The 21,329-nt window shown below is 70.1% G+C and carries 19 protein-coding genes and 1 pseudogene; 13 read left to right on the top strand and 7 right to left on the bottom strand.

Annotation, left to right across the window (positions count from 1 at the left end):
- The gene (locus tag QF037_RS00610; protein WP_307020729.1) at positions 1-1,602 is read right to left on the bottom strand and encodes a sugar ABC transporter ATP-binding protein; all 1,602 of its coding nucleotides are present in this window, start codon (positions 1,600-1,602) and stop codon (positions 1-3) included.
- Positions 1,603-1,735: 133 nt separating this feature from the next.
- Positions 1,736-2,785 (bottom strand): sugar ABC transporter substrate-binding protein, encoded by a 1,050-nt coding sequence (locus QF037_RS00605; protein WP_307020727.1) that lies wholly within the window; start codon positions 2,783-2,785, stop codon positions 1,736-1,738.
- A gap of 858 nt (positions 2,786-3,643) precedes the next feature.
- Between QF037_RS00605 and QF037_RS00600 the strand changes: the two genes are divergently transcribed.
- The 11 genes from QF037_RS00600 (at position 3,644) to QF037_RS00550 (ending at position 14,987) form a co-directional block, all read left to right on the top strand.
- Positions 3,644-4,495 carry a fumarylacetoacetate hydrolase family protein gene (locus QF037_RS00600; protein ID WP_307020726.1) on the top strand — a complete coding sequence of 284 codons (852 nt, stop codon included), beginning with the start codon at positions 3,644-3,646 and terminating at the stop codon, positions 4,493-4,495.
- Positions 4,496-4,509: 14 nt separating this feature from the next.
- Entirely contained in the window at positions 4,510-5,847 is a 1,338-nt protein-coding gene (locus QF037_RS00595; RefSeq protein WP_307020725.1) for an L-fuconate dehydratase, read from the top strand.
- Positions 5,844-6,617, top strand: coding sequence for an SDR family NAD(P)-dependent oxidoreductase (locus QF037_RS00590; protein ID WP_307020723.1), 774 nt, complete (start codon positions 5,844-5,846; stop codon positions 6,615-6,617). Before QF037_RS00595 ends, QF037_RS00590 begins: the two co-directional genes overlap by 4 nt.
- Entirely contained in the window at positions 6,614-7,642 is a 1,029-nt protein-coding gene (locus QF037_RS00585; RefSeq protein WP_307020721.1) for an aldo/keto reductase, read from the top strand. The genes QF037_RS00590 and QF037_RS00585 overlap by 4 nt, the downstream gene beginning before the upstream one ends.
- Positions 7,639-7,950 (top strand): L-rhamnose mutarotase, encoded by a 312-nt coding sequence (locus tag QF037_RS00580; protein ID WP_307020719.1) that lies wholly within the window; start codon positions 7,639-7,641, stop codon positions 7,948-7,950. Before QF037_RS00585 ends, QF037_RS00580 begins: the two co-directional genes overlap by 4 nt.
- Positions 7,947-8,855 (top strand): amidohydrolase family protein, encoded by a 909-nt coding sequence (locus QF037_RS00575; RefSeq protein WP_307020717.1) that lies wholly within the window; start codon positions 7,947-7,949, stop codon positions 8,853-8,855. The genes QF037_RS00580 and QF037_RS00575 overlap by 4 nt, the downstream gene beginning before the upstream one ends.
- The gene (locus QF037_RS00570; RefSeq protein ID WP_307020715.1) at positions 8,846-9,586 is read left to right on the top strand and encodes a (Fe-S)-binding protein; all 741 of its coding nucleotides are present in this window, start codon (positions 8,846-8,848) and stop codon (positions 9,584-9,586) included. The genes QF037_RS00575 and QF037_RS00570 overlap by 10 nt, the downstream gene beginning before the upstream one ends.
- Positions 9,583-11,079, top strand: coding sequence for a LutB/LldF family L-lactate oxidation iron-sulfur protein (locus QF037_RS00565; RefSeq protein WP_307020713.1), 1,497 nt, complete (start codon positions 9,583-9,585; stop codon positions 11,077-11,079). The genes QF037_RS00570 and QF037_RS00565 overlap by 4 nt, the downstream gene beginning before the upstream one ends.
- 348 nt (positions 11,080-11,427) lie before the next feature.
- Positions 11,428-11,715, top strand: a complete 288-nt coding sequence (locus QF037_RS00560) for a LutC/YkgG family protein (RefSeq protein ID WP_307020711.1) — start codon at positions 11,428-11,430, stop codon at positions 11,713-11,715.
- A 323-nt stretch (positions 11,716-12,038) separates the two neighbouring features.
- Positions 12,039-13,808, top strand: a complete 1,770-nt coding sequence (locus QF037_RS00555) for an alpha-L-fucosidase (protein ID WP_307020709.1) — start codon at positions 12,039-12,041, stop codon at positions 13,806-13,808.
- A gap of 201 nt (positions 13,809-14,009) precedes the next feature.
- Positions 14,010-14,987: an expansin EXLX1 family cellulose-binding protein gene (locus QF037_RS00550; RefSeq protein WP_307020708.1), complete on the top strand. Its 978-nt coding sequence runs from the start codon at positions 14,010-14,012 to the stop codon at positions 14,985-14,987.
- Between the two features lie 145 nt (positions 14,988-15,132).
- Here QF037_RS00550 and QF037_RS51385 read toward each other — a convergent pair whose 3' ends face one another.
- From QF037_RS51385 to QF037_RS00525, 5 genes are all read right to left on the bottom strand, one after another.
- Positions 15,133-15,483, bottom strand: coding sequence for a hypothetical protein (locus QF037_RS51385; protein ID WP_444972107.1), 351 nt, complete (start codon positions 15,481-15,483; stop codon positions 15,133-15,135).
- Positions 15,484-15,684: 201 nt separating this feature from the next.
- A complete protein-coding gene (locus QF037_RS00540) occupies positions 15,685-17,622 on the bottom strand; it encodes an RICIN domain-containing protein (RefSeq protein WP_307036913.1) in 1,938 nt (645 codons plus the stop codon).
- A 340-nt stretch (positions 17,623-17,962) separates the two neighbouring features.
- The gene (locus QF037_RS00535) at positions 17,963-18,274 is read right to left on the bottom strand and encodes a hypothetical protein (protein ID WP_307020706.1); all 312 of its coding nucleotides are present in this window, start codon (positions 18,272-18,274) and stop codon (positions 17,963-17,965) included.
- Positions 18,271-19,086, bottom strand: a complete 816-nt coding sequence (locus QF037_RS00530) for a phytanoyl-CoA dioxygenase family protein (RefSeq protein ID WP_307020704.1) — start codon at positions 19,084-19,086, stop codon at positions 18,271-18,273. Before QF037_RS00530 ends, QF037_RS00535 begins: the two co-directional genes overlap by 4 nt.
- 389 nt (positions 19,087-19,475) lie before the next feature.
- Complete coding sequence (locus QF037_RS00525) at positions 19,476-19,787, bottom strand: hypothetical protein (protein ID WP_307037806.1); 312 nt, start codon at positions 19,785-19,787, stop codon at positions 19,476-19,478.
- Between QF037_RS00525 and QF037_RS00520 the strand changes: the two are divergent.
- Both QF037_RS00520 and QF037_RS00515 read left to right on the top strand, forming a co-directional pair.
- Positions 19,750-19,935: pseudogene (locus QF037_RS00520) on the top strand (helix-turn-helix domain-containing protein); the annotation flags it as partial. The gene QF037_RS00525 and the pseudogene QF037_RS00520 sit on opposite strands and share 38 nt — an antisense overlap.
- A gap of 55 nt (positions 19,936-19,990) precedes the next feature.
- Entirely contained in the window at positions 19,991-21,130 is a 1,140-nt protein-coding gene (locus QF037_RS00515) for a hypothetical protein (protein ID WP_307020702.1), read from the top strand.
- The last annotated feature ends 199 nt before the right edge of the window (positions 21,131-21,329 follow it).

Raw genomic sequence — 21,329 nt, 5'->3', positions numbered from 1 at the left:
CTACCTTCCGTGCTCGTCTGCGCCGGATGAGGCGGATACGGGGAACGTGGTGGCGGGGGTCGCGTCGCCGGAGACCCCCTCGATGGCGGCGACGAGGTCCTCGTCCTTCCACCCGTGGTCGAACTCGGCGACCACACGACCGTGGAACATGACGACGACCCGGTCGCAGACCTTGAGGTCGTCCAGTTCGTCGGAGACGATCAGCGCGGCCTTGCCGTCCTCCGCGACCTGCCGGATACGGCCGAGGAGGAACTCCTTGGACTTGACGTCCACGCCGTTGGTGGGGCGGATGGCGACCAGGACGTGCGGGTCGGTGGCCAGCGCGCGGGCGACCACGACCTTCTGCTGGTTGCCGCCGGAGAGGGCGGAGACCGGGGTGGCGGGTCCCGGGGTCTTGATGTCGAGGTCCCGGATCATGCGCCCGGCGAACGCCTTGGTACGGGCGGGCAGCACCGTGCCGAACGGGCCGAGCTGGGCGGTGACGGTCAGCGTCGCGTTCTCCGCCACGCTGCGGTTGTTCACCAGACCCTGGAGGTGGCGGTCCTCGGGGACCAGACCGACTCCGGCGGCGAGCGCGGACGGCACGCTGCCGGTGCGCACGGTCCGGTCGCCGACGGTGATCCGTCCGTCCTTGGCGCGGTGCAGACCGGCGATGGCCTCACCCACCTGGACGTTGCCGCTGGCCGTGGCACCGGCGAGCCCGATGACCTCGCCGGAGCGGACCGAGAGGGAGATGTCCTCGCAGACGCCGGGCAGGGTCAGGGCGTCGATCGTCAGGAGTTCCGCCGAGTCGGACCGCGAGGCGGATCGCTTGTCGACGGCGGTGACCATGGAGTGGGACTCGCCGGTCATGGCCTCCACCAGGGCATGGTGGCCGAGGTTGGCGACGGGCGCGGTGAGGATGTGGCCGGCGTCGCGGTAGACCGTGACCGTGGTGCAGAGGTCGTAGACCTCTTGCAGGTGGTGGGAGATGAAGAGGAAGGCGACACCCTGACGCTGGAGGTCATGGAGCTTGTCGAACAGCCGGTCGATGCCACGGGCGTCGAGTTTGGCGGTCGGCTCGTCGAGGATGATGAAGCGCGCGCCGAAGGACAGGGCGCGGGCGATCTCGACGAACTGCCGCTGTTCGACGGTGAGGTCCTTGGCTCGCGCGCCGGGGTCGACGGCCACGCCGTACTCGCCGAGCAACTCCTCGGCACGCCGGCGCAGTTGCCGCCAGCGGATGGGCTGCACCGCCCCGGCGCTCTGCCGGTTGAGGAAGAGGTTCTCGGCGACGGTCAGGTCCCCGATGATCGTGGAGCGCTGATAGACACAGGCGACCCGGGAGCGCCAGGCGTCGATGTCGCCGAAGGCGGGCGCCGGCTCACCGGAGAAGCTCAGGGTGCCGGTGTCGGGCTGCTGGAGACCGGTGAGGAGGGACACGAGTGTCGACTTGCCGGCGCCGTTGCGTCCGACCAGGGCGTGCGACTCGCCCGGTGCGACGGTGATACGAGCGTCGCGCAGTGCGACGGTCGCGCCGAATCGTTTGCTGATACCGGTCGCCTCGGCCACCGGGGCCGGGGTGCCGGGGCCGGTCGCCGGGGCGGTCGCGGTGTCCGCCATGGTGGATACCGTCCTTCGTGTACGGAGGCTGGGCCGAGGGGCGCGGGTGTGCACCCGGGATGGGGTGGGACGGGGCGCGTCGGGGGACGGAGGAGGTCCGTTCCCCGACGCGGCGGGAGGGAGCGGTCGGTCGTCAGCCGACGTTGTTGCCCCACAGCGACTTGTCGTCGACGTTGTCCTTGGTGATCAGCGGCGCGGGCAGCTGGTCCTCAAGGCCGTTGGGCAGCTTGATGATCGTGGAGTCGTGGTCGGTCTTGCCCGGCTGGAAGGTCTTGCCCTCGGCCGCCGCCTTGGCGTAGTACAGCGCGTACTTGGCGTAGAGGTCGGCGGGCTGGGAGATCGTGGCGTCGATCTGGCCCTTGCGGATGGCGTCGAACTCCTGCGGGATGCCGTCGTTGGAGACGATGCTGATGTGGCCCTTCTCCCCGGCGGGCTTGAGCAGGCCCTTCTGCTCCAGCAGGGCCAGGGTCGGCTGCAGGAAGACGCCGCCGGCCTGCATGTAGATGCCGTTGAGGTCCTTGTGCTGGGCGAGCAGGCTCTGCAGCTTGGCGGAGGCCACGTCGCCCTTCCAGTCGGTGGGCAGCTCGAAGACCTTGATCTTCGGGAACTTGGTCTTCATGCACTCCGCGAAGGCCTCGGAGCGGTCGCGGCCGTTGATCGAGTCCAGCGCGCCCTGCAGCTCGGCGACCTTGCCCTTGCCGCCCAGCTGCTTGCCGAGGAACTCACAGGCCTTGGTGCCGTAGGCCCGGTTGTCGGCACGGACCACCATGTAGACATCGCCCTTGTCGGGTCTCGTGTCGACGCTGATCACGGGGATCTTCTTCGACGCGAGGGTGTCCAGGGTGGAGGCGATGGCGCCGGTGTCCTGCGGGGCCATGACGACGGCCTTGGCGCCGGTGTTCTCGAACACCTGCACGTTGGCGACCAGCTTGGTGACGTCGTTCTGCGAGTTGCTGATCGGCAGCGCCTTGATGCCGTCGGCCTTGATGTCCTTGTCGATGTACTGCGCGTAGGAGTTCCAGAAGTCGGAGTCCGAGCGCGGCAGGTCGATGCCGATGGCGGACTTGCCGCCGTCCGAGGCGACCGAGTCGGTGCTCTCACGGTTGCACGCGGTGGCGAGGGCCAGTACCGCGAGGACGGCGGTGGCGGCTGCAGCGGTGGAGCGGGTACGAGCGAGCTTCATGGCCGTGTTCTCTCCTTAGCCAGGGGCGCGGGGCCGCAGGGCGACGGTGGGAGGGGGACATACCTGCCTGGGGGGGGACGGGCGAGGACGCCGACGGGCAGGTGCCGATCCGGAGCGGAAATGCGCGGATCATGCCCGACAGGATCGGATGTGAGGGGCGGTCAGGGGACCGAGGACCTGGAGGCGAAGCGGCACACGGATGCGAGCCGAACAGGCGCACTGGGTATTACGACTATTCCTCCGATGTATCCCGGACGTCGAGGACGTTACGACGACGTTGCCGACGTTGACAAGAGTTCGCCGCCAGAGATTTGCGGGACATTACCCAGCGGGGTGGCGAGGCGCCGTCCTGGCCTCGGGATATCGCACAGGCAACCCTGCTACCTGCACATTCGTGGCCTTGGTGGAGAACGGGCGACGCGCTGGCAGCTCACGATTCGGCAACGGAGGAGGTCCGGGCCGGTCGGGAAGGGGTGCGGGAGGGTGCCCCGAGGGGGTGTGACCGCCCGGGGCGGTCGGCGGCGAGCCTGCTCGTCGCGCCCTGAGCAGGGGAGGTGTCTCTGTGGCTCGACTTTGGATTCATCGGATGGCGCGGCGCGTGTCGACGTCCTGGTCAGGCGCGGCCGCGGAGAATCCACCGTGATGGGCGCTTTGCTGGAAACGTCGAGGAAATACATCCGAGGAATCCTTGTCAGGCGCGGATCCTCGCATCTAAGGTCACTGTGCCGTCATACCTCCGATGACTGCCGACGGGGACGAGTGACACCCCGAACGGCCCGACATCACCGCACGGCAGGCGGCCCGACTCTACGGCCGACCACCCCTCAGACGAATCCCGCATGGCAAGGGAGCTCCCCAGTGAAACTGATACGAATCGGCGCCCCCGGTGAGGAGCGGCCCGCCGTCCGCACCGACGACGGCCGGCTGCTGGACCTGTCCTCCGTGACCCCGGACATCGACGGCGTCTTCCTCGCTTCCGGGGGAGTCGACCGGGCCCGTGCGGCCGTCGCGGCGGGAGAACTGCCCGAGCTCGACCAGGACGGCTTGCGGGTGGGCGCCCCCGTCACCCGCCCCGGCAAGGTCATCTGCGTCGGGCTGAACTACCGCGACCACGCCGAAGAGACCGGCGCGGCCATCCCGCCCCGTCCCGTGGTGTTCATGAAGGACCCGAGCACGGTCATCGGCCCGTACGACGAGGTGCTCGTCCCCCGCGGCTCGGTCAAGACCGACTGGGAGGTCGAGCTGGCGGTCGTCATCGGACAGCGGGCCCGCTACCTCGAAGGTCCCGAGGCCGCACGCGCCATCATCGCCGGGTACGCGATCAGCCATGACGTCTCCGAGCGCGAGTTCCAGCTGGAGTACTCGTCGCAGTGGGACCTGGGCAAGTCCTGCGAGACCTTCAACCCGCTCGGCCCCTGGCTGGTCACCGCCGACGAGGTCGGCGACCCGCAGAGCCTCGGAATGCACCTGAGCGTCAACGGTGTGAAGCGCCAGGACGGCCACACCAGCGACATGATCTTCGCGGTCGACCACATCGTGTCGTACCTGAGCCAGTACCTGGTCCTCGAACCCGGCGACGTGATCAACACCGGCACGCCCGCGGGCGTGGCCCTGGGCCTTCCCGGCACTCCCTATCTGCGCCCCGGCGACACCGTCGAGCTCTCCGTCGACGGCCTCGGCAGCCAGCGCCAGACCTTCGCCCAAGCGTGAAAGGCAGCACCCCCTTGACTGCAACATCCGCACGGATCATCGCCGTCGACACCTACGACGTCCGCTTCCCCACCTCCCGGGAACTGGACGGCTCGGACGCGATGAATCCGGATCCCGATTACTCCGCCGCCTACGTCGTGCTGCGCACCGACGACGCCGACGGACCCGAAGGCCACGGCTTCACCTTCACCATCGGCCGCGGCAACGACGTCCAGGTCGCCGCGATCGACGCGCTGCGGCCCCATCTCATGGGCCGCAGTGTCGAGGAGCTGTGCGCCGACCCCGGCTCACTCAGCCGCGACCTGATCGGCGACAGCCAGCTGCGCTGGCTCGGCCCCGAGAAGGGCGTGATGCACATGGCGATCGGCGCCGTGGTCAACGCCGTGTGGGACCTGGCCGCCAAGCGGGAGGGCAAGCCGCTGTGGCAGCTGCTTGCCCACGCCACCCCCGAATGGCTGGTCTCCCAGGTCGACTTCCGCTACATCGCCGACGCCCTCACCCCCGAGGACGCCCTCACCCTCCTGCGCGAGGGCCGCACGGGCCTCGCCGAGCGCGAGGCGATCCTGCTGGAGCGCGGCTACCCCGGCTACACCACCTCCCCGGGCTGGCTCGGCTACTCCGACGACAAGCTCACCCGCCTGGCCAAGCAGGCCGTCGCCGACGGCTTCACGCAGATCAAGCTGAAGGTCGGCGCCGACGTCGACGACGACATCCGGCGCTTGCGCACCGCCCGCGCCGCCGTCGGCGACGACATCCGCATCGCCATCGACGCCAACCAGCGCTGGAACGTGGACGAGGCGATCGAGTGGACCAAGGCGCTCGCCGAGTTCGACCCGTACTGGATCGAGGAGCCCACCAGCCCCGACGACGTCCTCGGCCACGCCTCCGTACGGCAGGCGGTCGCCCCCGTGAAGGTGGCCACCGGCGAGCACGTGCAGAACCGCATCATCTTCAAGCAGCTCCTCCAGGCCGGCGCCATCGACGTCCTCCAGATCGACGCGGCCCGCGTCGGCGGCGTCAACGAGAACCTCGCGATCCTGCTGCTCGCCGCCAAGTTCGGTGTGCCGGTCTGCCCGCACGCGGGTGGCGTCGGCCTGTGCGAGCTGGTGCAGCACCTGTCGATGTTCGACTACCTGGCGCTGTCCGGCACCATCGAGAACCGTGTGATCGAGTTCGTCGACCACCTCCACCAGCACTTCACCGCACCCGTGGTCATCCGCGACGGCCACTATGTCGCGCCGCTCACCCCGGGCTTCTCGGCCACCATGTGGGAGGAGTCCATCGCCGAGTACCGCTACCCGGACGGCACGTTCTGGGTGGCCGACCGCGCCGCTCAGGAGGAGGGGTCATGACCGGACTGTCAGGACTCAAGGCCATCGTCACCGGGGGCGCGTCCGGCATCGGGCTCGCCACGGCCCGCGCACTGGCGGCACAGGGCGCGGCGGTGGCCGTCCTCGACCTCGATCCGGACGGCGCCGGCGAACCGCTGCTCGGGTTCAAGGCCGATGTCGGCGACGACGCCTCCGTGCGTGCCGCCGTGGACGCGGCGGCGCACCAGCTCGGCGGCATCGACATTCTCGTCAACAACGCGGGCATCGGGGCGGCGGGCACCGTCGAGGACAACGACGACGAGCAGTGGCACCGCGTCCTGGACGTCAATGTCCTCGGCATCGTCCGCACCACCCGCGCCGCCCTGCCCCACCTGCGTCGCGCTGCCGCTGCCCGTCCGGGCACCGCGTCCATCGTCAACACCTGCTCCATCGCGGCCACTGCGGGACTGCCGCAGCGCGCCCTGTACTCCGCCAGCAAGGGCGCCGTGCTCTCGCTCACGCTGGCGATGGCCGCCGACCACGTCCGCGAGGGCGTCCGGGTCAACTGCGTCAACCCCGGTACCGCCGACACCCCCTGGGTGTCCCGGCTGCTGGACGCCGCCGACGACCCGGAGGCCGAGCGCGCCGCCCTCAACGCCCGCCAGCCGATGGGCCGACTGGTGACCGCAGACGAGGTGGCGGCCGCGATCGTCTACCTGGCCGGTCCGGCGGCGGGGTCCGTCACCGGCACCGCGCTCGCGGTGGACGGCGGTATGCAGGGCCTGCGGCTGCGTCCGGTGGACAGGTCGTGAGGACCACCAGACTGGGCGGCACCGCGGTACCGGTCTCGGAAGTGGCGCTGGGCTGTGCCGCCCTCGGCAACCTCTTCCAGCCGGTCACCGACGAGGCCGCCCACGCCACGGTGGACGCGGCCTGGGACGCCGGCGTCCGCACCTTCGACACCGCGCCCCACTACGGTCTCGGACTGTCGGAACGGCGCCTCGGCGCCGCGCTGCGCGGCCGCCCCCGCGACACCTACACCCTCTCCACCAAGGTGGGCCGGCTCCTGGTGCCGCACCCGGAAGGCGGCGCCGGCGACGACCTCGCGAACGGCTTCGCCGTCCCGGCCACCCACCGCCGGGTCTGGGACTTCAGCGCCGACGGAGTGCTGCGCTCCCTGGAGGCGAGCCTGGAACGCCTCGGCGTCGACCACATCGACGTGGCCCTGCTGCACGACCCGGACGACCACGCCGAACAGGCGCTGGACGAGGCGTATCCGGCGCTGGAGCGGCTGCGCGCCGAAGGCGTGATCGGAGCGATCGGCGTCGGGATGAACCAGTCCGCGCTGCCCGCCCGGTTCGTCCGCGAGACCGACGTCGACGTGGTGCTGCTGGCCGGCCGATACACCCTGCTGGACCAGGACGGGCTCACCGAACTGCTTCCGGAGGCGGCCGCCCGTGGCCGGAGCGTGGTCATCGGAGGGGTGTTCAACTCCGGGTTGCTGACGGCTCCCCGGCCCGGCGCCACGTACGACTACGCACCCGCTCCGCAGCCGGTGCTCGACAGGGCGTTGAGGCTGCTGGAGGTCTGTGAGCGTCACAGCGTGCCGTTGCGGGCCGCCGCGCTGCGCTTTCCGTTCGGTCATCACGCGGTCGCGAGCGTCCTGACCGGCGCGCGCTCCCCGCACGAGGTGCACGACACGGTGGAACAGCTGGCCCGCCCGATCCCGGACGCGCTGTGGGACGAACTGCGCGCCGAGGGTCTGCTGGACCCGGGCATCCCTGTCCCCGCGGCCACCCCGCCCGGGGACGCCACGCCGTCGAAGGAGCCGTCATGAAGGTCGCCCTGCACACCAAGGTCCGCGCCGACCGCATCGAGGAGTACGAGGCCGCGCACCGGGAGGTGCCGGAGGAACTCACCGCCGCGATCCGCGCCGCGGGGGTGAGCGAGTGGACGATCTGGCGCAGTGGCACGGATCTGTTCCATGTGCTGGAGGTCGAGGACTACCAGGCGATGATCGCCGAACTCGACAAGCTGCCCGTCAACATCTTCTGGCAGGCCCGGATGGCCGACCTGCTCGATGTCGTCCACGACTACTCCGCCGAGGGCGCGGACGCCTCGCTGCCGGTGGTGTGGCAGCTGTGACCCGAGCGGAGACGGGGCCCGGCATCGTGGACGCCCACCACCATGTGTGGGACCTGTCCGTCCGCGACCAGGACTGGATCAGCGGGGCCGAACTCGCTCCGCTGCGCCGCGACTTCACCCTCGCCGACCTGGCGCTGGAGGCCCGGGCCGCCGGTGTCACCGCCACGGTGCTCGTGCAGACGATCACCGTGCCGGAGGAGACCCCGGAGTTCCTGGCCCTGGCCGCGGAGAGCGACCTGGTCGCGGGGGTCGTCGGCTGGACCGACCTGACCGCACCCGACGTCGCGGAGACCCTCGCGGAACTGCGCGCGGGCACCGGCGGGCAGCACTTGGTGGGCATCCGCCACCAGGTACAGGGCGAGCCGGACCCGCGCTGGCTCGTCCGCCCCGACGTACTGCGCGGCCTGTCCGCGGTCGCGGAGGCGGGACTCGTTTACGACCTCGTGGTCCAGTCCCACCAACTCGCGGCGGCCGTCGAGGCGGCGCAGCGACTGCCCGGCCTCACGTTCGTCCTCGACCACCTCGGCAAGCCGCCCATCGCCTCGGGCGAACTCGCCCCCTGGGCCCAGCAGATCCGGCGGCTGGCCGCCCTTCCCAACACCGTCTGCAAACTCTCCGGCATGGTCACCGAAGCCGACTGGCACAGCTGGAGCGTCGCGGCCCTCAGGCCGTACGCCGACACCGTGCTCGACGCCTTCGGGCCCGGGCGGCTGATGTTCGGCTCCGACTGGCCGGTCTGCCGGCTCGCCGCCACCTACGCCGAGGTGATCTCCGCCGCATGCGAGCTGACGGCCGGGCTCGGGCCGGCCGAGCGCCACGACGTCTTCACCGCCACGGCCGTGCGGACCTACCACCTGCCCGTCCCCGCACCGCCGGACCCGCACCAGGAAACCCCATGCGCATAGCCCTCTTCATCACCTGCTTCAACGACACGATGTTCCCCCGCACCGGTCGCGCGGTGACCGAACTGCTGGAACGCCTCGGCCACACCGTGGAGTTCCCGCGGGGTCAGACCTGCTGCGGCCAGATGCACTTCAACACCGGCTACCGCCCCGAGACCCTGCCCATGGTCCGCCGTTTCGCCGAGGTCTTCGCGGGCTACGACGCCGTCGTCGCCCCCTCCGGGTCCTGCGCGGGCATGGTGCGCGACCACCACCGCGTGGTGGCGGCCCAGTACGGCGACGCCGCGCTCACCGAGGCGGTCGAGCAGGTGGTGCCGACGGTGTACGAGCTGTCGGAACTCCTCGTCGACGTCCTCGGCGTCACCGATGTCGGCGCGTACTTCCCGCACCGGGTCACCTACCACCCGACCTGCCACTCGCTGCGCATGCTGCGGGTCGGCGACCGGCCGCTCCAGCTGCTGCGCGCGGTGAAGGGCATCGACCTCGTCGAGCTGCCCGCCGCCGAGTCCTGCTGCGGCTTCGGCGGCACCTTCGCGCTGAAGAACGCGGACGTGTCCAACGCGATGCTGGCCGACAAGATGCGCCATGTCCTGGACACCGGCGCCGAGATCCTGTCCGCGGGCGACAACTCCTGCCTGACCCACATCGGCGGCGGCCTGTCCCGGCTCCGCACCGGCGTCGGCACCATGCACCTGGCCGAGATCCTGGCCGCCACGGAAGGGGACGTACGGTGACCGGCGCCGACAACGTCGTATGGCTGGGCACCCCGGCCTTTCCCGAGGCGGCGCGCACCGCGCTCGCCGACACCCGGCTGCGGGCGAACCTGCGCCGCGCGACCGGCACCATCCGGGACAAGCGGCTGGCGGCCGCCGCCGAGCTGGAGGACTGGGAGGAACTGCGCGAGACGGCGGCGACGATCAAGCGCCGCACCCTGCGCCATCTGGACCACCATCTGCTGCGCCTGGAGAAGGCGGTGACCGCCGCGGGGGGAGTGGTCCACTGGGCGGCGGACGCCGCCGAGGCCAACCGCATCGTCACGTATCTGGTCAAGCAGACCGGCGAGGACGAGGTGGTCAAGGTCAAGTCGATGGCGACCCAGGAGATCGGCCTCAACGAGGCGCTCGCGGAGGCGGGCATCCGTGCGTACGAGACCGATCTCGCGGAACTCATCGTGCAGTTGGGCGACGACCGTCCCTCGCACATCCTCGTGCCGGCCATCCACCGGGGCCGCTCCGAGATCCGGGAGATCTTCCGCCGGGAGATGGGGGAGTGGGGCAGACCCGCCCCCGAGAACCTCACCGACGACCCCCGCGACCTCGCCGAGGCGGCCCGGCTCCATCTGCGGGAGAAGTTCCTGCGCGCCAAGGTCGCCGTCTCCGGCGCCAACTTCGCGGCCGCCGACACCGGCACCATCGCGGTGGTGGAGTCGGAGGGCAACGGACGGATGTGCCTGACCCTGCCGGAGACCCTGATCACCGTCATGGGCATCGAGAAGGTCCTGCCGACCTTCGCCGACCTGGACGTGTTCCTCCAGCTCCTGCCCCGCTCCTCGACCGGCGAGCGGATGAACCCGTACACCTCGCTGTGGACCGGGACCACCGAGGACGACGGCCCCCGCAACTTCCACCTGGTGCTGCTCGACAACGGCCGCAGCGCCACCCTCGCCGACGAGGTGGGCCGCCAGGCCCTCGCCTGCATCCGCTGCTCGGCCTGCCTGAACGTCTGCCCGGTGTACGAACGCACGGGCGGCCATGCCTACGGTTCGGTCTACCCCGGGCCGATCGGCGCCGTTCTGACGCCGCAGCTCGTCGGCGTCGAGCACGCGGCCTCGCTGCCGTTCGCCTCGACCCTGTGCGGCGCTTGCTACGACGCCTGCCCCGTGAAGATCAACATTCCCGAGGTGCTGGTCCATCTGCGCGCCGAGGCCGTGGAGGCCAAACGCCGGGGCCGGCTGTTCCCCACGACCGAGGGGCTCGCCATGAAGGCCGCGGGTGCCGTCCTGGGCTCACCGCGGCGACTGGCCGCCGTGCAGCGCCTGGCCGCGATGGGAGCCCGGCTGGTGGCCCGCGACGGCCGGATCGGTGCCCTGCCCGGTCCGTTCGCCCGCTGGTCGGGCACCCGGGACACCCCGGCGCCGGCTCGTGAGTCCCTGCGCGCCTGGTGGCGCCGTACACGACCATCCAGCAGCGAGGACAGCCGTACGACGGCGGAAGGGAAGGGGCGATGACGAACGGCCGCGAGAGCGTCCTGAGCGCGATCCGGGGAGCGCTGTCCGGCGTTCCCCAGACGGAGCGCCCCGACGAGGTGCCCTTTCCACCCGGTCACCGCGTCGATCACGCGGGACCGGATGTCGTCGGGCTGTTCGCCGAGCGTGCCGCCGAGTACCGCGCCACCGTGGTCCGGGTCCCGCCGGCCGAGGTCGCGGCGGCCATCGCTCGCGCGCTGGCCCGCACCGGGGCCCGGTCCCTGGTGGTGCCGCCCGGGCTGCCCGAGGAGCTGGTCCCTGGGGGGCCCTGGTCCCTGCTGACGGACGCCCCGCCACTGACGGTCGGACAACTCGACGCCCGCGGACGCCGTGGTCACCACCGTCGCGGTCGCCATCGCCGTCACCGGCACCGTGACCCTGGACCACCGGCCGGGCCAGGGGCGGCGGGTCCTGACCCTGCTTCCCGACCAGCACATCTGTGTGGTCCGGGCGGACCAGATCGCTCCCGACGTGCCCGAGGCACTGGCGCTGCTCGACCCCTACCGGCCGCTCACTCTGATCTCCGGCCCCTCGGCCACCAGCGACATCGAACTGGACCGTGTCGAGGGCGTGCACGGGCCCAGGACGCTCGACATCGTCGTGGTGGAGGACACGTAGCCGACGGTGCCGGACCGGATCCTTCGCAGCGTGGCCGGGCGGCCGCGCTGCGAAGGCATGCCCGTTTCAGCTGTGAAACGCGCCCGCGTAGAGGTCCAATGTATCTTGCACTCGAACCCCGGAGACGGGGTCCTGAGCAGGGATGTTTGGAATTTCCCCCTGTGCTCTAGACAACGGGTACGGCCGTGTCTGTTAATACATCCGATGTCCGTAGGGCTGGTCGAGTCCCGTCGGACACGAGCCGCCGTACTCCGCCGACAGCGCGGCTTCACGGCAAAGCAGTTGCCGGCACTCTGTGTCCTTCACTCCCCAGGAGCCGCACGATGTCCTCCGCCCCCCTCAGCAGGCGTTCCCTCATCAAGGCCGCGGCCCTTGCCGGCGGTACCGTGGCCGTCGGCCTGCCGCAGGCCCTGTGGCCCACCACGGCCGAGGCCTACTCCGTCTCCTCGAAGCTGGACTGGTGGTACCAGGCCCGGTTCGGGATGTTCATTCACTTCGGCTCCTACTCCTACCTCGGCAAGGGCGAGTGGGAGTTCAGCCAGGGCAACTGGTCCAAGGCCGACTGGCAGAACAACGTGAGCAAGCCGTTCAACCCGTCCAGCTTCAACGCCGCCCAGATCGCCGGACTGGCCGCGAGCGCCGGCATGAAGTACCTCGTGATCACGGCCAAGCACCACGAGGGCTATGGGATGTGGGACTCCAACGTCGCGGGCTTCAAGGACACCACCGGCACCAAGCAGTACAACCTGCACGACTACAGCAACTTCCAGCCCGACCTGCTGGCCCAGCTGAAGACCGAGTGCACGAACCGGGGCGTCAAGTTCGGGCTCTACTACTCGATCATGGACTGGAACCACCCCTCGCAGACCTGTCGTCCCGCCCCCAACTACGACTCCGTCATCGACCCGGCAGCCCGTACCGGCTACATCAACGACATGAAGGGCCAGCTGCAGGAACTGCTGGACCGCTACGACCCGGCCGTCCTGTGGTTCGACGGCGACTGGTGCGACTGGTGGGCCAAGTCCGACGGCGAGGACCTGTACGCCTGGCTGATGGCGCGCAAGCCCAACCTCATCGTCAACGAGCGTGTCAAGCGGGACCAGGGGCTTGGCGACTTCGCCTGTCCGGAGCAGTCGGTGCCCGCCGAGCCGATGGACCGGCCGTGGGAGACCTGCGCCACCATGAACGGCCAGTGGGGCTACACAGGCTGGGCGGAGGGCCTCTACCGGCCCGTCAAGGACATCATCCAGGAGATGGTCACCGTCATCTCCCGGGACGGCAACTACCTGCTCAACATCGGTCCCAAGGGTGACGGCACCATGACCCCTGGATCCGTCACCATCCTGAACGGCCTGGCCTCGTGGATGGCCACCTACAGCGACAGCATCCACGGCACCAGTGGCAGCCCCTTCGCCACCGAGCCGTCCTGGGGCAAGATCACCAAGAAGAACGGCAAGCTGTTCGCCCACGTCTTCAACTGGCCCACGGGCGGCACCCTGCAGATTCCGGCGGTGTACAACACGATCAGCCGTGTGTACCTGATGAACAACCCGGGCACCAACCTCAACTACTCCGTCAGCGGCGGGCAGATCAACGTCAGCGTGCCGACCTCGGCGCCCAACGCGAACGACTCCGTGGTCTGCGTGGAGGTCAGCGGTATGCCGGCCGTCCTGGCGAGCGGTGTCTACCGGTTGCTCTGCGCCCAGAGCGGCAAGGCCCTCGACAACGGCAACACCGGCAACGACGGCAGCCCGGTCATCCAGTGGACCGCCAACGGCGGCTCGCCGCAGCAGTGGACGGTCACCGACCTCGGCCACGGCTACTACAAGCTGGTCTGTGTCCGCAGCGGCAAGGCCCTTGACGACAACAACAGCACCTCCGACAGCGGGGTGATGGTGCAGAAGACCGACAACGGCAGCCGTCAGCAGCAGTGGGCCGTCACCGCGCTCGGCAACGGCGCCTTCCGGCTCATCAACCGGCACAGCGGAAAGGCGCTGGATAACGCCAACAACACGGCGGACAACACCCAGGTCATCCAGTGGACCCCCAACGGCGGGGCCCCGCAGCAGTGGAACATGACCAAGATCGGCTGACCTGCCCGCGCAGCGTGAACGTGCTCCCGTCCAAGGACTCTTGGGCGGGAGCACGTGGTCGCCGCGGGCCACGTCTGCGGCGCCGCCGTCCGGAGGTTCCGGTCCCGGACCCGCCCCAAAAAGATCGAGAATCGGCGGCAACCTTTTCGGCACCGACGGCCACTGGGTAGTGCAAGCGACACGCTCTTCGAACGGATGGACATGCCAGAATCACGCCAGGCCGCACGGCAGCGCAGGCACAGACGCCAGCTGATGGTGGGTACGACCACGGGGCTGGTCGTTACAGGTCTCCTCGTCTGCCTGGCCATCACGATGCGGCCGGACGGCAAGGAGGACGCCGCGCGGACCGCGGCCACGGCCGTCGCCGGCGCCGAAGAGACGAGCTCGCCGTCACCGCCCGGGAAGACGTCCCCCACGCCCTCCCCGTCCGCGGAGTCCGCCTCACCCAAGGCCAAGAAGCCGAAGCCCAAGAAGGCGAAGCCCAAGAAGCCGAAGGGCGCCGCGTCCCCGTCCCAGACCTCGTCGGGGGCGTCCTCGCAGAAGGTGCCCGGCACGTCGTCCCTGGCCGGGCGGATCCGGGGCAGCGTCACCTACCCGGGAGTCGCCACCGTCTACAAGGCCGGGGTCGGGGACGGCGCCTGCTCGTACGGGCCGAGCAGCGACATGATGATCGCGGCGATGAACACCACCGACTACGAGACGTCCAAGGCCTGCGGGGCGTACATACTCGTGCGCGCGGCGAACGGCAACTCCGTCACGGTCCGGATCACCAACGAATGCCCGCTGCCGTGTGCGCCGGGTCAACTCGACCTCAGCGAACAGGCCTTCGCCAAACTTGCCCCCACCTCGACCGGCCGGATCGGCATCACCTGGAGCCTGGTGAGCCCCAGCTCGGTGGGCACGATCTCGATCCGCTACAAGAACGGATCCAGCCCCTACTGGTGCGGCATCCAGGCCATCGGGCACCGCAACCCGCTCGCCCGGCTGGAGGTCAGCACCGGCGGCGGCTGGCGCCAGCTGACCCGCACCAGCTACAACTACTTCCTCTCGCCCGATGGCACCGGATGCGGCAAGTCGATCAGGCTCACCGACATCTACGGAGAACGACTCACCATCAACGGCCTCGCTGTGCGGCCGGACGCCGTGCAGTCGACGGGAGTCCAGTTCGCCCGGCACTGACCCCGCCCCGGCATCGGGTCTCTCCGCACGGAGCATTCGGAGAGACCCGATGCCGATGCGTCAGGCCGGCTGCCCGAACTGGATACCGCGCCCGTGGGTGGCCAGGTACACCCGGCCGTATTCCCGCGGGTCTCCGGTGATGGCCTCACCGAGCCAGCCCCGCCCCACTGGCCAGTGACGCCCGAGACGGTGGCGAGGTGGTAGATCGCCGGGCCGCGGGCGCCGTCGGCGGCTTTGCCGAAGCCGACCGTGTACGAGGCCTGGCAGCTGGTGACGGCCGTGAAGTTCCTGTCTGGCCGCCGTCGTTGGAGAAGGCGCCGTTGGCGTTGTCGCCGATGCCGGTGCGGACGACGTAGGACTGCTTGTTCGCGGCCTGGGCGAGGCCCGTCGCCGTGGCGAAGAGGGGGTTGGCGGCCCAGAGCGCCGGGTACAGCGTGCCGATGTCCCGTGACCCGCTGAGCGGGCCGTCGGAGCCGCTGGGCTTCACCGGGGTCATTCCGAGGAGCTGGGGAGTCGTAGCGCGGCCACGCTCGTGGGCCGGTCACCGGTCCACGAGCGTGATCACTCCCGGTCATTGCGCAGGTCCGTTGTAGAGAATGCCTGGCGGTGTCGAATGGCGGGCGGGTGTTTTGTCAGTTTTTCGTCTATGGGTGCGGGCGCGAGACGCCCGCACCTCCCGCGCCCGCGAAGAGCAGGGTCAGACGGCGACGATCCGCCACTGCTGATGCGTCTGCGACGTGTACGTCTGCTGCTCGACGGCGGCTCCGTCCGCGCTGCTGCCCTCGTCGACGGCGAGGCAGAGGCCGCTGTAGCGGTCGACGAGGACGTGGTACCCGTCACCGGTGGGCGTGACGGCCCAGTGCTGCTGGGGAGCGTCGGCGTCTCCCCAGATGCCGGCGGTGCCGCCTTCCGCGCGGGACAGGCCCTGGACCTCCAGGAGCTTGCCGCTGCCCACGCCCTTGATCTTGTAGTAGCCGTCGCCGGTCTTGACGAAGGCCCACTTCTGGTTCGTCTGGTCGAGCGAGGACCACTGCAGAACCTTGGTGCCGTCGGTGGTGCGCCTGCCCTCCACGTCCACGGACTTGCCGCTGTGTCGGGCGACCAGGCGGTAGACCGTGCCGTCGCCGGGCAGCGTGGTGGAGACCAGGGCCGGCTTGACCGACCGGCCGCCGATCCTGAGGCTGTTGACGTTGGCGTAGCCGCCGGTGGCCGCGTTGACCTGGAGCCGTACGAAGCCCACGTTCCGGTTGGGCCACTCGACCAGCTTGGTCTTGCGGTTGCCGGCCCAGGTGCCCGTGGCGACCTGGGTGAAGGTGACCCCGTCGGTGCTGGTCAGGATGGTGTACGAGGTGATGTCGCCGTCGGTGGAGTTGTTGCGGCCCCACTGCTTGGGCAGGTACTCCAGGGCGGAGACGTTGCTCCACACGCCGCCGAGATCGATGGTGATGGACTGCGGCAGCGGCGCCGACAGCCCCCAGGTCGACCAGCAGGTCTCGTAGCGGACGTCGCTGAGTCCGTCGATGGCGTTGAACGGACCCTCGCCGGTGTGGAAGCCGGTGGCGTACGCGTTGACCGGTGTGACGGGGTGCTCGGCGCGCAGCGGCTGGGTGGGCAGCGGCGGCCTAGCGGCGTTGGGGCTCCAGGCCGCGCCTACCTCGGCCAGCCGGTTGACGACGTTGGTGTCGAGCAGGCCGTTGCGGTTGGGCGGGCAGTTGAGGATGAACGAGGTGTACTTCGGTTCCAGGTCGGCCAGGTGCGAGAGAATCGCGGCCTTGCTCATGAGGCCCTCGGTCGGGGTGGAGGGGTGCCAGAACCAGCCGTTGCTGATGGTCTGTCCCTGCATACCGGCGTAGGTGTTGCCCGTCGGCGCCGTGACGCCCAGCGGTTCCTCGAAGAAGATCGCGTCGCCGAGGAAGGGCTCCGACAGCCCGCCGAGGTCGATCATGACGCAGTCCGGCTGCAGTTCCTTCACCAGCGAACGGATCGCCTGGTAGGAGACGGCCTGCTGCCCCATCTGCCACGCGTAACCGTCAGTCATGAACATGTCGATGGTGCCGTAGTTGGTCAGCAGTTCGCGGATCTGACCGAGGATGAAGGTCATGTGGCGGGGCTGGATGGCGTCGGTGATCTCCAGGCCGGTCACCTTGTGCCGGCTCTCCCAGGCCTCGACGCCGAAGGTGCGGTCCCAGATCGAGTAGTACAGCCCGACCTTCAGCCCCTTCGCCCGGAAGGCGTCGCAGTACGCCTGGACGACGTCGTGCTTGTAGGAGCTGTTCACGACGTTCTGGGTGCCGTAGGCGCTCGGCCACAGGGCGAAACCGTCGTGGTGCCTGGTGGTCAGGAAGCCGTAGCTCATCTTCGCGGCGGCCGCCGCGTCGGCCCACTGCGCGCAGTTGACACTCGGCGGGGCGAAGAGGGTGGGGCTCTGGTTGGGTTCCGCCCACTCCTGGTTGGTGAAGGTGCCCAGGCTGAAGTGGTTGAACATGCCGAACCGCATGTCGACCATCTTGCTCAGGTTGCTCTGGGTGTCCGCGGCGGAGGCCTGCGACAGCAGCCCGGAGAAGCCGGGGACGAGCGGCAGCGCGGTCGCGGCGGTCGCCGCCCCCGCGGCACCGAGAAACGTGCGGCGGGACATTCTGGGGGAGGACACGGCTCAACTCCTGTGGATCGATCGACGGCATTCGTCGCGGTGTCGATGTCCAGGGGCAGCCGATGCCGGTCGGGCGGGCGTCCAAAGGGGTGGGGGGAGTGTCAGCGGGACCTGCCGACAAGGCTGCCCTGGGAGGCACATTCGACGGAGCAACATCGGATGTATTAAGAGGTATGAGTTGGTGGCCTGTCCAGGGGAACGACGAAAATTGGCAGATAAAGCTGGAAGCTGCGGTCGAGGGTGCGCTCGTATCGAAGGGTGGAGCGGCCCAGACATAGGATGTGTTGGGCCGCTAGGCGAGTTCAGGCGCGGCGATGGAGCGGGTCTACGGAAGTTCCGCCGCCATGTCCACGAGCCGTTCGAAGAAGAACTCGAACTTGAGGAACGAGACGTCGTACTCGTGGCCCGGATACGGCGGGATCAGCTGCGCCGCCTGGATCAGCCGCCAGCCGTCCCGCAGCGCCGCCACCCCCGAGTCGTACGGCGGTTCGTCGCTGTCGCCCGTGGTGGGGGAGGTGCGGCCGGTGCCGTCGTACAGCGACCAGCCGACGACATGGGAGTCCAGGGCGGAGTTGGCCAGGTACAGCACCAGCACCTGCTGCCGCAGCGTCGTGCGGGACATCGCCTCGCTCGTCATACCGCGGCCTCCTGCGGGCGGTTGGAGACCCTGGTGACCCAGTAGTCGATGTCGAAGGAGTCGTCGCCGGTCAGGGCCCGCCACAGCAGGATGCGGTTGTAGCGCTCCAGACGTCCCGTGGCCGGCTCGTACCAGGGGAACGTCACGTCCAGCTCCCGGACCACCTGGGGGTCGTCCAGGTCCGAGGTGTCCCACAGACGCTGCTGACGGACCGTCGGGTTGAAGCGGATCTTGAACATGTAGCGGACCGTGTCGCTGTCGTTACGCCGCCCCGCGTGCCAGAGCCCGTGGTGCAGAAACACCACCGTGCCCGCCGGGCAGACCAGCCGCGACTGGCCGCGCAGATTCTGGTAGCGGCCGGTGTCGGACTCGTTGATGCGGCGCAGATGGCTTCCCGGCACGCTGAGGGTGCCACCCATGTCGAGCGTCACCGCCTGCGGGTAGTACATCAACTGCACGTCGAAGGCGTCCGGCCGGACGTCGATGACGGCGTCCCCGTGCAGCGGCTGCGCGTCCCCGCCGCGGGGCTCGCGGATGTGGACGAAGTGGTGGTCCACCGTCGGTTCCCGGCCGACCAGGCTGTGCAGGGCACCGGCCACCCGTGGAAGGTCCAGCAGCCTGCGGACGAACGAATCCGCCGGGTACGCCTCGGACAGCGGCGTCCCGTACGGCACCGGCGCCACGTCTTGCGCCAGCACCGCCAGGCCCTCGGCGTTCATCTCCGCCGGGACCACCGCGTCCAGACGCAGCGACCCGTGCGCCACGAAGCGCGCCATCTCGACCGAGCTGAGCAGTTCCTGCCTCTTCTCCATGACCGCCACGCTAGGCACCGCCCCCCGCCCGCCGCGTGGGTCACGTTCACCCTCCACTGGTCGATTCTCACCACCAGGACCGGCAAGGGCCGGGGACGGCGATCCCGGTGCGCGCCTACCGGCGTCGTGGTAGAACAGGTGCCCATGCACACGGCCCTCGTCCATCTCGACGAGCCTCCCGCTCTCGCCGCAGTCGGCGTCGGCGTGCACGGCCCCGCCGGCCAGGTGGACGAGTTCACGCTGCCAGACCTGTGGCAGCTTCATCTCTACGGCTATGAGGCCGACCTGACGGTGAACGGCACCCCGCACCTGATCCGCCCCGGCAGGGTCAGCCTCGTCCCGCCCGGCACCCAGGTCCGCTACCGCTACCGGGGTCGCTCCGAGCACCTCTACGTCCATCCGCGCCTGAGCCCGTCCGGCACACCTAGGAGCGTCCCGGTGATCCAGGACGCGGGGCCGGAACTGCCGTTGCTCACCGCGCAGTTGAGGCAGGCACTGGCCGTTTGGCCGAACACGGCGGCGCGGGCGGCGGCCGAGGTGTGGGCGGCGCTGTGGCGGGTCGCGCAGCTCGCCCCGCCGACGACACGGGACACCCGGGCCGCCCATCCCGCTGTCGCCGCGGCGGCGGCACTGATCGAGACCCGGCTGGCCGAGCCGCTGACCGTGTCCGAGATCGCGAAGGCGGCGGGTGTCTCGCACAATCACCTGACCCGGCTGTTCCGCGCCGCCACCGGGGAGACGGTCGTCGGCTACATCCGGGCCCGGCGGATGGAACGGGCCCGCCACTTCCTGCGGGCCACCACGCTGACCATCCCCGCCGTCGCGGCCTCCGTCGGAATTCCCGACCTCCAGGCGTTCAACAAGGCCTGCCGACGCGAACTCGGGGCCGCCCCACGCAGCATCCGTGCCGCCCAGCCCACCACCGACAAAGCTTCGCACCCGGCCGGAGGTCGACGACGCGGGCAGCCGCCCGGTCTCCGCCACCGCCACCGTCGTCCCTGTGGAACGCGGCGCCACCGAACTGCCGCTGCTGCGGCACGAGTTCGGCGACACCAAGCACCGCCGCGTCACGTACACCCTCACTGCCAACAGCCGGTTCCGGGCGTTCTACGACGACGGAACCCCGGACGACTTCCGGGCCTCCGCCCCCACACCCGAGGTCGTCGTCCCGAGCTCCGCCCGTCCGACAGCACCCAAAGTCCTGTCGGTCGTCCCGGCGTTCACCTGGACCACCGACCAGGAGGACGACGTCATCACGCACCGGAGACTGGGCAACCGGCTGCGCGTCGAACTGGCCCGCCCCTGGTTCACCACGGGCGCCGATGAGCAACTGGCGCTGCTGGTCGCCCAGGGCGATCCGGACGAGGACCTCCTGCCCTACGTCACCCTCCTCGGCCGCGACCCCATCTGGGACACAGCGATCCCGCCGCGCTCCCCGACCCTGAACGGCACCCCCGTCGTCCTGAGCGAGACAGGCGGTCGGGTGCTCGCGGTGGGGCACCCCGTCTGGTCGCACGGCGACAGCTGGTACGCCGACGTCCCGCTCCCCGCCACCAACTCCTACAGCCCCCTCGTACGACCCGCCCTCGCCCGCCTGCAACCCCACAGCCTGCAGGGTCTCGCCCTCTCGCCGGCCGTCCGCGCGGACTTCGTCCCCCTGTTGCCCGACCGGACGCTGACCGTGGAGCCCGCTCCCGACGACATGCTGCAGATCACCCTCGACGGCATCGGTCCCGACGGACCGGAACCCAACTCCGTCCGTGTGTCCGTGGAGCGGCTCACCGACACCGGAGTGGAGGGAGCCGCCTCGGACCCGAACGACCCCGAGGCCGCCGGCTGGGTACCGGTCGGCGGTGCCAGGGGAGAACTCGGCGTGACGCTGCTCGCGGACGCGCCGGGGCCCGGCCCCCTGCGGGTACGCGTACGGGAGATCGAGCTGATCCCTGGCGGAGAGGCGCGCCCGCTGCCCGACGGGGTGGAGCCGGACCAACCTTCAGAGCTGGCGGACCGAGTCGTGTTCACGGACGTGGTCCCCATCGGGTGACGAACCAGGCCACCGACCACGAAGCGGCGCCCGAAAGCGAAGAAGCGGCGATCCGCCGAGCCGCTCTCCCGGCCGTCGGAGTCCGGCCTAGCGCGGAGTTCGGCGACCAGGACCACCTGGCGGGCCCACGCAGTGGCGTCCTCGGTCCCGGACGCGCCGATGTCCGCGGGCCTCCTCCTGCACCCGCTGGCCGACCTGC

The sequence above is a fragment of the Streptomyces canus genome, from assembly GCF_030815415.1.
Lineage (GTDB): Bacteria > Actinomycetota > Actinomycetes > Streptomycetales > Streptomycetaceae > Streptomyces > Streptomyces canus_F.
The sequence above is the reverse complement of the archived record's forward strand: the minus strand, read 5'-3'. Positions and strand labels throughout refer to the sequence as shown.

What these genes read in the sequence shown, in the direction of transcription:
- QF037_RS00610 (WP_307020729.1), bottom strand. Translation starts at nt 1,602, where the DNA reads ATGGCGGACACCGCGACCGCCCCGGCGACCGGCCCCGGCACCCCGGCC.
- QF037_RS00605 (WP_307020727.1), bottom strand. Translation starts at nt 2,785, where the DNA reads ATGAAGCTCGCTCGTACCCGCTCCACCGCTGCAGCCGCCACCGCCGTC.
- QF037_RS00590 (WP_307020723.1), top strand. Translation starts at nt 5,844, where the DNA reads ATGACCGGACTGTCAGGACTCAAGGCCATCGTCACCGGGGGCGCGTCC.
- QF037_RS00580 (WP_307020719.1), top strand. Translation starts at nt 7,639, where the DNA reads ATGAAGGTCGCCCTGCACACCAAGGTCCGCGCCGACCGCATCGAGGAG.
- QF037_RS00570 (WP_307020715.1), top strand. Translation starts at nt 8,846, where the DNA reads ATGCGCATAGCCCTCTTCATCACCTGCTTCAACGACACGATGTTCCCC.
- QF037_RS00555 (WP_307020709.1), top strand. Translation starts at nt 12,039, where the DNA reads ATGTCCTCCGCCCCCCTCAGCAGGCGTTCCCTCATCAAGGCCGCGGCC.
- QF037_RS00550 (WP_307020708.1), top strand. Translation starts at nt 14,010, where the DNA reads ATGCCAGAATCACGCCAGGCCGCACGGCAGCGCAGGCACAGACGCCAG.
- QF037_RS51385 (WP_444972107.1), bottom strand. Translation starts at nt 15,483, where the DNA reads ATGACCCCGGTGAAGCCCAGCGGCTCCGACGGCCCGCTCAGCGGGTCA.
- QF037_RS00540 (WP_307036913.1), bottom strand. Translation starts at nt 17,622, where the DNA reads ATGTCCCGCCGCACGTTTCTCGGTGCCGCGGGGGCGGCGACCGCCGCG.
- QF037_RS00535 (WP_307020706.1), bottom strand. Translation starts at nt 18,274, where the DNA reads ATGACGAGCGAGGCGATGTCCCGCACGACGCTGCGGCAGCAGGTGCTG.
- QF037_RS00530 (WP_307020704.1), bottom strand. Translation starts at nt 19,086, where the DNA reads ATGGAGAAGAGGCAGGAACTGCTCAGCTCGGTCGAGATGGCGCGCTTC.